General features: G+C 35.3%; 14 protein-coding genes. 11 read left to right on the top strand and 3 right to left on the bottom strand.

What is annotated here, in order from left to right:
* Positions 1 to 66: 66 nt before the first annotated feature.
* The gene (locus tag MKY08_RS15705) at positions 67 to 1,251 is read left to right on the top strand and encodes an MFS transporter (protein WP_069508682.1); all 1,185 of its coding nucleotides are present in this window, start codon (positions 67 to 69) and stop codon (positions 1,249 to 1,251) included.
* 129 nt (positions 1,252 to 1,380) lie between these two features.
* On the opposite strand, the gene MKY08_RS15700 is transcribed toward MKY08_RS15705, so the two are convergent.
* Complete coding sequence (locus MKY08_RS15700) at positions 1,381 to 1,605, bottom strand: phosphoglycerate mutase (RefSeq protein WP_069508680.1); 225 nt, start codon at positions 1,603 to 1,605, stop codon at positions 1,381 to 1,383.
* 200 nt (positions 1,606 to 1,805) lie between these two features.
* Between MKY08_RS15700 and MKY08_RS15695 the strand changes: the two genes are divergently transcribed.
* The 6 genes from MKY08_RS15695 (at position 1,806) to MKY08_RS15670 (ending at position 7,000) form a co-directional block, all read left to right on the top strand.
* On the top strand, positions 1,806 to 2,180 hold the full coding sequence (locus MKY08_RS15695; protein WP_069508677.1) for an HsmA family protein: 375 nt from the start codon (positions 1,806 to 1,808) through the stop codon (positions 2,178 to 2,180).
* Positions 2,181 to 2,519: 339 nt separating this feature from the next.
* Positions 2,520 to 2,960 (top strand): YfmQ family protein, encoded by a 441-nt coding sequence (locus tag MKY08_RS15690; RefSeq protein ID WP_069508675.1) that lies wholly within the window; start codon positions 2,520 to 2,522, stop codon positions 2,958 to 2,960.
* Positions 2,961 to 3,648: 688 nt separating this feature from the next.
* On the top strand, positions 3,649 to 4,938 hold the full coding sequence (locus tag MKY08_RS15685) for a DNA methyltransferase (protein WP_069508673.1): 1,290 nt from the start codon (positions 3,649 to 3,651) through the stop codon (positions 4,936 to 4,938).
* Positions 4,935 to 5,759, top strand: a complete 825-nt coding sequence (locus MKY08_RS15680) for a hypothetical protein (RefSeq protein ID WP_069508669.1) — start codon at positions 4,935 to 4,937, stop codon at positions 5,757 to 5,759. The genes MKY08_RS15685 and MKY08_RS15680 overlap by 4 nt, the downstream gene beginning before the upstream one ends.
* Positions 5,760 to 5,817: 58 nt before the next feature.
* The gene (locus MKY08_RS15675) at positions 5,818 to 6,384 is read left to right on the top strand and encodes a DUF4256 domain-containing protein (RefSeq protein WP_069508667.1); all 567 of its coding nucleotides are present in this window, start codon (positions 5,818 to 5,820) and stop codon (positions 6,382 to 6,384) included.
* Positions 6,347 to 7,000 carry an NUDIX domain-containing protein gene (locus MKY08_RS15670; RefSeq protein ID WP_081327856.1) on the top strand — a complete coding sequence of 218 codons (654 nt, stop codon included), beginning with the start codon at positions 6,347 to 6,349 and terminating at the stop codon, positions 6,998 to 7,000. Before MKY08_RS15675 ends, MKY08_RS15670 begins: the two co-directional genes overlap by 38 nt.
* 363 nt (positions 7,001 to 7,363) lie before the next feature.
* Here the strand turns inward: MKY08_RS15670 and MKY08_RS15665 are convergent, their stop codons facing one another.
* A complete protein-coding gene (locus tag MKY08_RS15665; protein ID WP_081327855.1) occupies positions 7,364 to 7,534 on the bottom strand; it encodes a YjcZ family sporulation protein in 171 nt (56 codons plus the stop codon).
* 127 nt (positions 7,535 to 7,661) lie between these two features.
* Positions 7,662 to 9,398 (bottom strand): ABC transporter ATP-binding protein, encoded by a 1,737-nt coding sequence (locus MKY08_RS15660; RefSeq protein WP_069508664.1) that lies wholly within the window; start codon positions 9,396 to 9,398, stop codon positions 7,662 to 7,664.
* Positions 9,399 to 9,566: 168 nt separating this feature from the next.
* On the opposite strand from MKY08_RS15660, the gene MKY08_RS15655 reads away from it, so the two are divergent.
* The 4 genes from MKY08_RS15655 (at position 9,567) to MKY08_RS15640 (ending at position 14,837) form a co-directional block, all read left to right on the top strand.
* On the top strand, positions 9,567 to 10,997 hold the full coding sequence (locus tag MKY08_RS15655; protein WP_069508662.1) for an ABC transporter permease: 1,431 nt from the start codon (positions 9,567 to 9,569) through the stop codon (positions 10,995 to 10,997).
* Between the two features lie 16 nt (positions 10,998 to 11,013).
* Complete coding sequence (locus MKY08_RS15650) at positions 11,014 to 12,510, top strand: ABC transporter permease (RefSeq protein WP_069508660.1); 1,497 nt, start codon at positions 11,014 to 11,016, stop codon at positions 12,508 to 12,510.
* Between the two features lie 25 nt (positions 12,511 to 12,535).
* Positions 12,536 to 14,347, top strand: a complete 1,812-nt coding sequence (locus MKY08_RS15645; RefSeq protein ID WP_069508658.1) for an ABC transporter substrate-binding protein — start codon at positions 12,536 to 12,538, stop codon at positions 14,345 to 14,347.
* 151 nt (positions 14,348 to 14,498) lie between these two features.
* Positions 14,499 to 14,837, top strand: coding sequence for a hypothetical protein (locus MKY08_RS15640; protein ID WP_069508656.1), 339 nt, complete (start codon positions 14,499 to 14,501; stop codon positions 14,835 to 14,837).
* The last annotated feature ends 111 nt before the right edge of the window (positions 14,838 to 14,948 follow it).

Here is a 14,948-nt window from a genome sequence, read left to right as displayed (position 1 = left end):
AGACATTTTAGATATGTATGGATATTACTACACTTAAAAGGAAAAATCAAAGGAGATCGTTATTGTATGTCACATTTAAAAAAGCCAAATGCTAAATTAACTTTGTTAGCACTTGCAATTAGTGCTTTTGGTATAGGGTCCACTGAATTTATCAGTGTAGGGCTACTACCATTAATAAAAGATGATTTTGATATATCGTTAAGCACAGCCGGATTAACTGTTTCGATATATGCAATAGGTGTAACTATTGGTGCGCCATTACTAACAGCCTTAACATCTAGCCTTCGTCGCAAAACGGTTTTATTGCTTGTAATGGTCATTTTTATAATTGGTAATTTAATAGCAGCGTTAGCACCTATTTTCTCTATTTTAATTATTGGACGTATTATTTCAGCGTTAGCACACGGTGTTTTTATGTCCATCGCTTCTGTTATTGCGGCAGATGTAGTTGAACCACATAAACGAGCAAGTGCCATCGCTTTTATGTTTACAGGTTTAACATTAGCGACTGTAACAGGGGTTCCACTTGGTACCTTTATTGGTCAAGTAATGGACTGGCGCATGTCTTTTCTCTTTATTGTGGTAATTGGTGTCTTAGGTTTAATTAGTAACGCAATGTTAGTACCTAATCATTTATCAAAAGGCAATCCAATCTCTTTGCGTGATATCGGCCAAGTACTAGGTAATATTCGCATGTTACTCATACTTTTCATTACTGCAATTGGCTATGGTGGTGCCTTTGTTGCTTACACCTATATTTCACCTATTTTAGAGCAATACATGGGGTATTCACCCTATGCTGTTGTTGTAATTTTAGCTGTTTATGGTATATGTGTTGCAATTGGTAATACATTAGGAGGCCACTTTGCTAATCGAAATCCACTTCGTTCAATCTTTATCATTTTTCTTGGACTTGCCTTTGCATTACTTGGCATTAACTTTACATTGAACTCACCAATTATCGGTTTAATGATGGTACTGTTAATGGGACTATTTATGTTCATGAATGTCCCAGGGTTGCAACTATATGCAGTGATTTTGTCTGAAAAATATGTACCAACAGCTATTTCGATGGCTTCCGCATTGAATATTTCTGCTTTTAACATTGGTATATTTCTAGGATCTTATATTGGGGGCTTTATTATTCGCCATCAATCGTTAGCATATACACCGCTTTATGGATTTTTCATGGTTCTGCTTGCAGCAATTGTTACACTATTATGGATACTTTTCGATAGAAAGAGAAAATAGATTGTCAGTTTCATAAGTAACGATATTGAAAAAGGAAGCTCAAAAAAGGCTTCCTTTTTGTTGATATTATTTTAGCTAAAATATATAAATGCAAATCGAACCTTATTGTCGCGCTATAGAAGAGGGCGATCAGTTCGTATGTTTCGTTTCATACTGGATGTTTACTTTGATTTTGTGCAAGTCCCTATCAATTTTTGAAATTAACATATGTATTTCTTCATTTTCTGAAGCGTTAAACGTTTCTCCTCTTCGTTTGCTTAACGTGACTGTTTGATTGATTAACCGCAAACAAGATTTAATTAACGCTAAATCTGTTTTGATTGCTTCTTTATTTAAAATGTCTATTTCATCCATTAATATTCACCCCCACTATAAATAATACAATATCAGTAATAATTAACCAATGCACAGCGCTGTCTTTAAAAAACTAAGGAACTATATAGTAACCAGTTCATCTGTTGTTCATCTTGCCTTTGTAAAATAAATCTGGGCAATAAGTGTATGCATTCTTATAACGGTACATTTAAATTTGTGCTATGAATCGGGTGATTGAAATGCTAATAGTGGCTACAATATTTATTACAGCAGCATTAATTTTTTATTCAGTAGGCGTTTGGTCAGAAAAATTTCAAAAAACATTAAAATTGTGGCATGTGATCATTTTTTGGATAGGCTTCATATGCGATACGCTTGGAACGACCTTGATGGAAAAAATGGCTACAGAAGGATTTTTATTTAGTTTTCATGGTGTAACAGGTTTATTAGCTATTGTCTTAATGTTATTTCATGCCATTTGGGCTTCCGTTGTATTGGTGAAAAATGACTCGAAAATGAAGCATAAGTTTCATAAGTTAAGCATGGTCGTATGGTTTATCTGGTTGATTCCTTATATATCCGGAATGATATTTGGGATGATTAATAAATTTTAGTTGGTACTTTGAAAAGGTTGAATCAGTTATAAAAATTACACTTTTATTATTATGTCACAATACTTTCATTTGATATTCAAATCATATATGGTATTGTGTTGAATGGGGCATTTACTGAATTCCAATTTTCAATAGGCGCTATCTAAATCAACATTATATTTTAGCTCTAAAAAATAAATGTACGAGCAAAATAACATCCAATTAGATGGTTACAATTAATGTAAATCCCTTTTAATTGAGTAGTGGATGAAACATCCCTCTTGAGACACTGAGCAATGAAGGTGATACAAATAAATTACTTGCTACTACATTAATAAATTATGAAAGAGCTGATAAGATATGACATGGGGTTTAGTTATGACAATAGTGATTGGATCTATTGTTAAATTGGTAATGAGTCCTCCAAGCATCGTTGTAGGATGGACTGTCAGTAAATTTGAACTGCACAAAAAACTGGATGCAAAAGATGTTACCGTAACCTATAACGGAAAGAAATTAGAAGAAGAAGAAAAAAGTAGATTTACTAACTATTTTAATGAAGCTTCATTTTTAAAAAAGCATTATATTTTCCCAGGTAATGAAAAGTTATTTTTAGAACCTGAATCAAATGTCACACCATTTGTTATCAATTTGAAAAAAGGCAAAAAGGATATACATTTCTTTGTTTTTAATTATGATAATCACGTTGATATCGTGAAGAAATACAAGGAAAATATCGTTTCATACAGTGTAAGTTCTGATTGTTTACAAAACTTTTCAACGTCCAAAGGTTTAGTATAAAAAGCTTTCATAGCAAATGATTCAACCAGTTGTCGCTATTATAGCGGCGAACACCTAGTGGAGAAATTGCAATACAGAATTAATGATAAAGGCACTTACTAAATTGTAAGTGCCTTTTATTGCGTCGTCTTTTTTAAAATAGTAAAAAAATTGCTATCGTTTGAGATTGTATAGTCCTCTTTTGTACTGATGACAGTCAGTGATTTATTATGTGAATCAAGGAACATCGCATAACCTGTATTTAATGTGAAGTTGATTCGGTAATCATAATTAAGCAAGGATGCTGATGCTTTTTCAAATTTGGCATTTTTAAAAGATTCTATAAGTTTTTATTTCTGTAAATATATCTTTGTTTTTCATATAGACCTCTCTTTATCCTTTTTTTTATAAAATTATTGCAAAATGCTGCAATTATAAAGAATAGCATTTGCAATTCATTTACGAAAGATCATAAAATTTTTACGTCGTATTTATTTGAAATTGACTAGGATGGATTTTGTTTATAAAATTTGTGTACTGTGTTTAGTAAGTTAATGGTTTTTACAGCACAAAATAGCTTTAAGTTAGCAGCATTTGCCTTCTATAAGAATTAGCAAATACATGAATTACACGTGATTTTCTTACTAATGGTTAGAGGTTAGTTAAAATTATTAATAATACATGGCGTTTGAATGGATGGTGTCAGTAAATGTTAACAGAAAATATAAGGTCAGCTAAAAGAGGAAAAAATGAACGGAATGGTATTCACAATTGGCATCCCTATTATGCTAGTTACTCTGAATACTTTGTGGAGGATATGCTAGATTATTTAGGAGCTAATGAGAGCTCGATTGTACTCGATCCTTGGATGGGTAGTGGGACAACGGCTTTAGTGTGCCAAAAGAGAGGAATCAAATCTTTTGGTATAGATATCAACCCAGTGATGGTCATTTTTTCGAAAGCTAAAACTAGAAATTTAATTGAATTGAATTTGGATAGTATCGGAAATGCTATTAAGGAAACTGCTAGTCATGTGAAACTTGCAGAAGATGAATTTTTAAATAATGAAGACACATTAGAATTTGTAAGTGATAAACATCTAAATGTGTTAAATAAAATTCAACTAGCTATCGACGATGTTTGTAAGCATCACAGCGATATTTCGGATGCCCCATTATCAGATACAATACGAGCTTTTTACTTTGCAGTTCTATTTAGATGTTTAAGGTACGTAGGGAAATTCAAGATAGGTAAAAATCCAACATGGTTAGTGAATGAAATACGTAAAGCGAGAACTGACGAAGTAGATACATATCATTTATTTTATCATTATGTAAAGGCCATGATAAAAGACTTAGAAACATACTATACGAATATTTTAAATTGTGACTATTCCTATCCCTCTTTGTATGAAGGGGATAGTAAAAAAATGATTTTTTCTGATTGTACCGCAGATAATATCATTACTTCTCCTCCGTATTTAACACGCATTGATTACGCTGTTTCTACAAAGCCAGAACTATTGTTTTTAGGCTATAAACAAGATACGGATTTTGATAGAGTGAGAAGAGCAACTATGGGAGCTCCTGTTATTGCTGATAAAAATATAGACATAAACGAAAAATGGGGTAGTTGTATTTGTTCCTTTTTAAAACAGGTGAAAGAACATCATGCAAAAGCCTCCCAAAGTTATTACCTACCTATATTTCTACAGTATTTTAGAGATGCATTTGAGTCATTATATGAAATCAAACGAGTGTTAAAACCAAATGGAAAAGCTTGTCTTGTGGTGCAATCTTCTTATTATAAAGATGTAGAAGCTAAACTAGGAGAAATGTATGTGGAAATGGCTCAATCCCTTAATTTAGAAGCACAAATTATTAAACGAGATGTTGTGAAACATCATTTAGCCAATGTTAATACGAAATCTTCGAAATATGTGAAAAATAAAATTTACTATGAGGATGCTGTTCTTATAAGAAAGAAGGGGAAAAATTGACGGAGTATAGTAGCCATAGAGAACAAGTAGCACAAGTTCATGGTGTGTCAGATAGACAAAATATTGTCGAAAATGCTTTATTACACGCATTCGAACCTTTTATTTTTATAAAAGAAGTACCATTTATTAATTTTGGTAATATGACTGCTGGTGAATTAGCGAATGCATTTCGCGCTTACCCTATCGTGGTCAAATCCATTTTAGCGACGGTAAATGTTGCAGGAAGGGCGATTAAGCGAGATTTAGATATATCTATTGATACATATAGTGATAAGTTACCGAAAGAAAAAGCGGCAATTTTAGCAGGTTATATTAAACCGATGTTGCCCAATGAACTTGCAATTCCTGCAATATGTGAATTGGATAGATGGTTTTATGTAGATAAAGAAATAAGAAAATTTAAAGGTAGTTGGGAAAAAGCGATTCTTACTATTTTAAAAAAGAATGCCGTAACAGATGATTTTAAAAAAGTTAAGTTTGAATGGGATGGGGAAAACTTTCAATTAGATGCAGTACATCCATCCAATGCGCCCTATAAGGTTGGTATCGATGTCAGAAGAATTGAGGCAAAACAAGATATCCATAAAAGGGCAGATGAAATCATCAATAAGGCGAGAAAATTTAAAAAAATTTGTCCAAATGCTAGCTTTTACGCAATAATCTATTACCCATTTACGAGTGAACATATTAATTTACAAACCAGATTAAAAGATGAACATATTAATGGTGTTTTTTTTGCTACCGAATCATTTTCAAGCATTGAACAGCAGACAAAGTATATTTTAAGTTCAGAAGGTTTACTGAAGGACGAGATTTATTAGATAATGAATAAATAATAGGTTATGAAGCAAAGTTAGAAATAATAAGGAGGAAACAACTATGTCAAAGAAAAATAAAGCGTTATCACTCGAACAATGTGAGGAATTACTTCAAACTTTGCAAGAGCGATTTGAGAAAAATATGAATCGCCATCAAGGTCTTGATTGGACTTCAGTACAAGCAAAGCTCGAGACGAAAGCTGAAAAACTATGGTCACTCAATGAAATGGAAAGCACTGGCGGTGAGCCTGATGTCGTAGGTTATGACGAAAATACGGGGGAGTTTATTTTTTATGATTGTGCAACGGAGAGCCCGAAAGGTCGCAGAAGTGTTTGTTACGATCGTGAAGCATTGGAGTCAAGGAAGAAGCACCAACCAGAAAATACTGCGATAGATATGGCAACGGCTATGGGCATTGAACTTTTAACAGAAGAACAATACCGAGCATTGCAGGAACTAGGTGCTTTCGATTTAAAAACGTCGAGCTGGGTACAAACACCTGCAAATATTCGAAAACTGGGCGGGGCCATTTTCTGTGATCGTCGCTACGATACAGTCTTTATGTACCACAATGGAGCGGATTCCTACTATGCTGCAAGAGGCTTCCGTGGTGCGCTTAAAGTATAAATATAAAAAAACTTCGGAGAGCTTTCTAGAGCGTTTATGCTGTTTAGAAAGCTTTTATTTATTACAATTTAGTATCAAGGGGAGTGGTTATGTGATTTTCAGCAAAGTATTTGAGGAGGAACCAAATAGTACACATTGCACAAATACAATTTTTAGGGAAGCTGTTAGAGCCATCATTTTAAATCAAAATAAAGTTTTGCTAGTTCATTCAAATAAGGGAGATTACAAATTTCCAGGAGGGGGACTAGAGGACAATGAAACTCATTTACAAGGGTTAGTACGGGAAGTAAGGGAAGAAACAGGTTATGTGAATTGCTATGTTTATAACAAGCTGGGCTTGATTTATGAAAAGAAAGTGGATGATGATGACGACAACACATTATTCCAAATGACATCCCATTATTATCTTTGTGAATTAAATGGTACAAGGATGATAGCACAGCAACTAGAAGCATACGAATCTGAACTGCAATTTACTCCGAAATGGGTATTAATTGATGAAGCAATTAAACAAAATGAAAACTTGGGGAATACATTAGAGAACAACCGATGGCTACAGCGTGAAACCTTTGTTTTAAAAAGAGCTGAAAAGATACGTAGCGTCAGGATTTCATAAAAAATCATAGCGTACTATCGTATGCTCCTAATAGATTGAAACGGATGAAGCATGCGATTTTTTATATCCAATCATTCATATAACATGGTTAAAACTAAAATTTCTTTTTACGAGCGTTTGAGGGCTAATCACCAAAGGAGAGCCCAAATGAAGGGTAACAGTATTAAAGCTATCATAATAACGAAAACAGTCATCCATGCAAATTAGCAGGGTGACTGTTTCTTTCATATGAAAGCGGGAGCTAGTGAGAAATGTAAAGATAGTATTTCAACCAGCTCGTCTATTTTGAAAAACAATGAAAAGGGTCACTAGGCTGGGCATAACCCTTTTTAAAGAGAGGTGCGATCAATCTGTATGTTAGAATTAGCAGTCTTCTTTGCTATTTATGAAAGTAGCGCCAACAATAATTAAAAGAATAAATAATACAACGATTAGAGCGAATGTTGAACCATAGCCATTGTTATTACCGTATTCATAGTTACCACAATAATTGTTGTTCCAACTGCCCCCTACATTTCCGCCGAAGTATCCCATGGAAAATCCCTCCTTTCTTCAATATATAGTATGTAAACTATAAAGAAGTGGAGGGGTGTTTATCCATTGGGGTAAGAAAAATAATGAAATCGCCACAAAAACCATTTGTTCTTCGGTTCGTTACTGGTTACATTGCGACCCAGTGATTTTTAGAAATTTCCACAAGTTGTGTATTGTCTAAGTTAAAACGGTTCACCATCAACTCTTCCTCGGTCATGACTTGGCGTTTCTTTTGTTTTTCAATGGCTGGGTCTGGAATCGGAATAGACTGTAGTAACATCTTTGTATAAGGATGTTGTGGATTGGCATACAGCTCTTCGCTCTCTGCTAATTCTACAATTTTTCCTCCATACATAACGGCAACGCGATCGCTAATATGTTTGACCATCGACAAATCGTGGGCGATAAATAAATAGGTTAAACCTAAACGTTGTTGTAAGTCTTTCAGTAAATCCACTACTTGCTTTTGAATGGAAACATCTAGAGCAGACAGTGGTTCATCACATACTATAAAATTTGGCTCGACAGCTAAAGCACGTGCAATGCCAATACGTTGACGTTGCCCGCCACTAAATTCATGAGGGTAGCGTAAAGCATGTTCCTTTTTTAAGCCTACTAGTTCGAGTAATTCTTCAACTCGTGCACGACGTTGTTCTGTTGATGTCGTTAATTTATGTACATCAAGCGCTTCCCCGATAATATCCAGCACCTTTTTACGAGGGTTTAGTGATGAATAGGGGTCTTGGAAAATAATTTGCATATGACGTCGCATACTTTTTAACTCATTTTTAGATAAGCGTGTAACAGGTACCCCTTTATACAACACTTCACCGTCTGTTGGTTCATGGAGCTGTAAAATCGTACGCCCGGTTGTTGATTTGCCTGAACCAGATTCACCAACGAGCCCCAATGTCTCGCCAGGGAAAATACGGAATGATAAATCATCGACTGCCTTTAAAAGCTCACCTTTCTTTAAATCGAAATGCTTTGATAAATTGCGAACTTCAATAAGCGGTACAGTTAAATCTATATCTTGTGCTAGATGGGGTGGCTGTTTCGGTTCTTTTTTTTCATGAAGCTTTGGCAGAGCGTGTAACAGACGCTTTGTATAGGGGTGCTGTGGATTAGCAAATATTTCTTCTGTAGTGCCTTCCTCAACGATTTCTCCCTCTTTCATGACAATGACACGATCACACATACCGGCAACTACACCTAAATCATGCGTAATTAAGATGATAGATGTCCCTAGACGCTCTTGCATTTGTTTCATAATGCTTAAAATTTGTGCTTGGATAGTGACATCCAGAGCTGTTGTTGGTTCGTCAGCAATTAACAGGGCAGGGTTACAGGCAAGGGCCATGGTTATCATGACACGTTGACGCATACCACCACTAAATTCATGCGGGTACTGATGATAACGCTCCTCACTATTTTTTATACCAACAGATTTTAATAATTCAATCGTCTTTTCGTATGCTTGCTTTTTAGACAGTTTTTGATGCTTCATTAAACCTTCAGCAATTTGTTCACCAACACGAATGGTTGGATTAGTGGATGTCATCGGGTCTTGGAAAATCATACTAATATCTTTTCCCCGAATCGCTTCCATTTGCTTTTCCGATTGTGTCACTAGATTGTCCCCTTGGAAAAGAATTGTTCCAGACTTTAAAAAAGAAGGGGGGGAAGGAAGAAGACGCATAATGGAGCGAGCCGTTACACTTTTACCGCTACCCGATTCGCCTACAATGCCCACTGTTTCTCCTTTATTGACATAAAAGTTAACACCTTTTACTGCTTCAAATTCACTCTCTCCCGTAATAAAAGAAACGCGTAAATCTTGTATTTCAAGAATTTTTTCACTCATCTTATGCTCATCCTTTTATAAATTTTAAATATTCTTGTTGACGAAATGTAGTCGTTCATACATACTATACTATACAGGTAGGGATTGTACAATATAACCTGTCATGTAAATTATTTCGTTTGATTTTCATACCTTACTACTATAGTAAACGCAGAAAGGAGGAAATACATGATTAATTTTCAGAATATTAAAAAGTTTGAGGAGAATTATTATTTCAAACGGATTTTTAGTGAGATAACGAGGAAACATAGTTATTCAATTGCGCTATTTTTACTAGGATTCCCAGTTCATGTTGTTACATATTTTTTATATTTGTTAAAAAAGAATGAAAATTTATATGTGCCGTTGTTTGCACAAATGAAACAACAATTTATTTCAGAGGGAAAAGTACATGCTTGGGCAGCGGAATATAAGCAACAGGAACAAACAAAGGCTGCATTTTTTAATGAATTGCTGAATGAACGTCAACTGGATGCAGTTGTTAATCAATTAACAGAACAAAAGCTACATAGAGAAATAGAAAAAATATTAACAAAGGATGGTTTAGCAAAGCCTTCCTATAAGAGTTATTTTAGCGAACTGCTTGGAAATCCACTGTTTTTAGTTTTGTCATTTATTCCAGGCGTTTTTATGTATATTTTCCTTATTTTATGTAGTAACGCATTTAGTCGGTTTATCGTTGAACGTTTAGTTCAAAGTGCCTTTGTCATCGTTGGTGTTGCCACATTAGTCTTTACGATTTTATATTTATCGCCATTTGATCCTGCTCGTAATTTGTTAGGTATTGAGGCTACACCTGAACAAGTTGCAAATTTTAATAAAATATATGGACTCGATCAACCTTACTTAGTGCAACTATGGCATTCATTATCTGGGCTGTTTACGTTTGATTTAGGCAATTCGTTTGAAGGTAAGGAAAATATTACGCAAAGTATTATGAATAAATTTCCTGTGACATTGGAAATTGCCCTATTGTCATTACTAATGGCGGTGGCAATTGCCATTCCTGTTGGGATTATCTCAGCAGTAAGACCGAATTCCTTTGCAGATTATGCATTTATGTTGATTGCACTTATTGGTTTATCCATACCGAGCTTCTGGCAAGGTTTGATTTTTATTTTAACGTTTTCATTAAAATTACAATGGTTCCCGGCTACGTATAATCCGAATAATTGGTTATCCATTGTTATGCCAGTTGTTGTATTAGGTACTTCTATTACAGCATCGATTGCTCGCATGACAAGGTCGAGCATGCTTGAAGTGATTCATGAGGATTATATTATTACAGCCAAAGCGAAAGGATTAAGTGAGCGCAAGGTTATCACAAAGCATGCGATTCGCAATGCAATGATTCCTATTGTTACGGTAATCGGTCTGTTATTTGGTGGTATGCTTGGCGGTGCTTCTGTTACGGAAAAAGTATTTAACATCAGTGGTATTGGGAGCTATATCGTTGATAAACAATTTATTCCGGATATACCGGCACTCCTTGGAGGGGTTGTCTATATTGCGATTACGATTTCGATTGTCAACATGGTGATTGATGTGTTATATGCATTCTTTGATCCACGTATTCGTTCAAAAATGAAGAAATCTTAGGAGGAGAGGGGATAGTGTGAAATTCATCTCGAATGTAAAGCTGCTAATGAAAATAACGCAAGAATATGTCAATGCACAGTTTACCATTGTCTTTTCTGCTATTTTTTCAGTGTTGTTTTTACTAAATAGTTTTAATTTTGCTGACGGTGTATGGCGTCCCTATGTCCTTGGGTTTTTTATAATTTACGTTACGACAACTTTGTATATATGGGTCGCAACGTGGCAAATAAAAAAGGATTTAGCAAAACAACGGGAAATTCAAAAGCGAACACGACTGTTTGGTTACCCATTAATGCTAACAGTCGTTGTGGGCAATGTCTTTGCGGCAGGTTTTGGTTTTATGCTCGCAACGAAAAATAAAACGGCAGAATATACTTTTGCTATTTACGCCTTAATTACACAAATTTTTATAATCGTTATTTCAGCATTGAATTTATTTAAACCCTATGTAGTCGATACATTTTTATTCGCAATGGGTGCGTTTTTAGCACTCGCTGTCTTTTATGCCGTGATGGCTGTACTTGTCGCACGTTACGTTACGGCTAGTAATGCGCCAAAATGGATGATACCACTTGGTGTGGTGTTACTTTTACCTACACTAACTGGCAATTTATTTTCATTACTGCTTGGCTTGACATTAATTAAAAAAGCGCGCAATACAGATCCATCGGCAGTAGAAAAATGGCAAAAAATATGGAGTAAAATCTTGCGCAATACGATGGCTGTATTCGGCATGTTCTTCATTATTTTTATGTTCTCGCTGTCAGTCGTGAGTTCATGGACATTTGATTACGACTTTGCAGTGCAAAATAATTATAGTGCCTTGCTGCAAACACCTTCTTTAGAATATCCGCTCGGAACTGATAATTTTGGTCGAGATTTATTTTCTAGAATCGTATTTGGTGCTCAAATTTCATTAATCGTTGGTTTCTTTTCTACGATTATACCAGCTGTAATAGGAGGCTCATTCGGTGCATTTTCAGGCTATTACGGAAAAAATACAGATAATATTATCATGCGTTTGCTAGATATTTTATATGCTGTCCCAGGGATTTTACTAGCTATTGCAATTATTGCAGCATTTGGCGCAAATACAGTGAACTTAATTATTGCATTGAGCGTGGGGGCTATTCCAACCTATGCAAGAACGATGCGCGCCAATGTGATGCAAATTGCCAATTTTGAATTTGTTGAATCAGCAAAGGCGTTAGGGGTATCAGATGCCGCCATTATTTTTAAACATATCGTACCGAACGCTCTTGCGCCGATGATAGTAAAAGCGACTTTAACAATTGGCGGAGCGGTCATATCGACTAGTAGTTTAAGCTTCCTTGGACTCGGTATAGAGCCGCATATACCAGAATGGGGCAATATTTTAAAAGTTGGTAGTACGTATTTAGAAACCAATTCTTATGTGGCTATTTTCCCAGGGTTATGCATTATGTTACTCGTCTTATCGTTTAACTTTTTCGGCGATGGATTACGCGATGCCCTTGATCCGAAAACAAATTAACTTATTATATTGGAGGAAAAGACAGATGAACAAAAAATTATTTACATTGGCTACATCAGCAACTGTTGCTGCGGTGGCGTTAGCTGGTTGTGTAGAAACAAAATCAAATGTAGAAAATAAAGATAATCAATCAGAAACAGCTAGTACTAAACCAGTTCTTGAAGTGCTAGGGATGGCTTCACAAGAACAAGATATGAATATTGTACGAGACCAATTAGTGAAAAATGGTTTTGAAGTGAAGTTAAATATTCAACCAGACTTTGGTTCTTACTCGGCACAAAAAGATGCTGGCAACTATGATGTAGCGATATCTAGCTGGACAACTGTAACCGGCAATCCAGACTATGCAGTAAGAGGATTATTTAAAACAGGTGGAGATTACAGTGAGACTGCCGATGCCACTGTCGATAAATTAATAGATGAAGCAAGTACGTTAACGGGGGATGCTGCAAAAGAGAAGTATAAAGAGCTAGAGCAAGCACTAGTGTTTGATAATGCGTATATTGCACCATTATATATTTCTCAAAAGTTCCAAGGAATTTATGCAAAAGAAGTAAATCCAGACACTGTCCGTTTACCAAAATCACGTGCACAAGCATGGGAAACAATTTCATTTAATGATACCGCTAAAAATGCAACAGATACATTAGTTTTACATCAAGGGATTGCTTCCTTAACTTCTCTTGACCCGGTAAAAGGAAATGACGGTTCCATTAATACATTAAATACAAATATGTATGTACGATTAGTGAATTTATCTGATACAGATGAGGTCGTTTCTAATGGTTCACTATCTTATAATCACGCAATTTCCGAAAATAACAAAGAATACTATTTCGTCTTACGCGATGATATCAATTTTGCTAAGGTGGAAAATGGCAAAGCGGTAGATACTGGCGATTTAGTATCGGCTGAAGACGTTGTATTCTCTTTACAACGCGCAAAAGATCAAAATTCAGTACCAGATCACCGCACATACTCTATTCATGAGAATATTGATTCTGTAGAAATTGTTTCAGATTTGACTGCACTTGAAGCAGTGAAAACAGCTGACGGTCAATCAGTTTTAGAGGAATTATCGGCTAAACTTCCTGCAGCGATTGCACAAGTTGTAACGGACGAAGCGAGTGTAGACAATGCAGCAGGTAAATATCAAGTTGTGAAAATAACAACACCGAATCCTTTCCCACAAGTGCTAAACTATTTAGCTCACCAATCGGGCGGAATTGTCTCTGAAGCGGCAGTTAAAGCAGTCAATACATTTGACGTAGCAAGTTATGACCCAAATGTAAATGTGGCATACGGTGACCAAGCTACTGTAACGGAAGGGGCAACATATGCCAATCATTTAGCGGCATCTGGACCTTACATTTTAGTTCAAAAAAATGATTATGAAGCAACGTTTGTCAAAAACCCAGCTTACCAAGTAGGGACTGAAAACGAGCCGAAAATCAATCATATTAACGTTCGATTCATTGAAGATAATGACTCAGCACTTTCTGCTCTACGTAATGGTGAAATTGACGTATTACAATCTGTGCCTGAAACGAAAATTGATGTTGTAAAAGGTGATGCAAACTTAGCGTTAAAAACAGCGGATAGTAATGCCGTATCCTATTTACTAATCAATCCAAAAGGCCGTGAAGTTTCGAAATCTGCAGACTTGCGTAAAGCCATCCTTTACTCGATTAACCAAGATGAATTTATTAGTTTCTATCAAAGTAATAAAAAACCAGCCGTTTCAACAGTTTCCCCACTTGTTGATACAGGTCTAACACTAACAGCAGATAGCACAAAGGTAAAAGAATTCCTAAGTGCTTATAAAGCTAGTAAATAAAGTATCTGCCACTTTATGTAAAGCACTTCAAAGCCATTTTTTATGGATGAAGTGCTTTTTTAGTACAAAGCTACATTATTTGTTTAAAATTGGAACTTTTCTGTGTTTTAATCGTATATGGAGAAAAAGATAAAGAAGGGGAGTTAGGCATATGCGAAAGAAAGATGTACTTATTATGCTAGTCACTTTGATTGTAGAAGGAATCATTACTTATTTGATTGCATCGTTTTTCTCTATTCGATTTATCGAAATTATGTTTTTTGTTGGCTTTGCCATTGCTGGCGGAATTTTTTACTTTTTGAGTAGTGGTGGACCAATGGCTAGATACAATGAAGTTCAAGTTACTGCGCAAACAGGAATCATTCACAAAAGCGAGCGATTTACTACCAAGAAAGGTCCGATATTTTTGGCTTCGGTATTATTTTGCTTAATTGGACTGGTGTTTTTTCTCCTACTAATTGCAGAGATTATTCCACCTAGTGCAAAGTAATATAGAAAAGTTATGCAGCTTTTATACCTATATTTAAAAAGCCATTCTAACCATTATCCGACGGTTAGAATGGCTTTTGCTGTTGACATGATAAAACAAAATAGAGGACAT

The organism is Lysinibacillus sp. FSL M8-0337, assembly GCF_038593855.1.
GTDB classification, from domain to species: Bacteria; Bacillota; Bacilli; order Bacillales_A; family Planococcaceae; genus Lysinibacillus; species Lysinibacillus sphaericus_D.
Note: the sequence above shows the minus strand (reverse complement) of the source record. Positions and strands in the feature narration are given on the sequence as shown.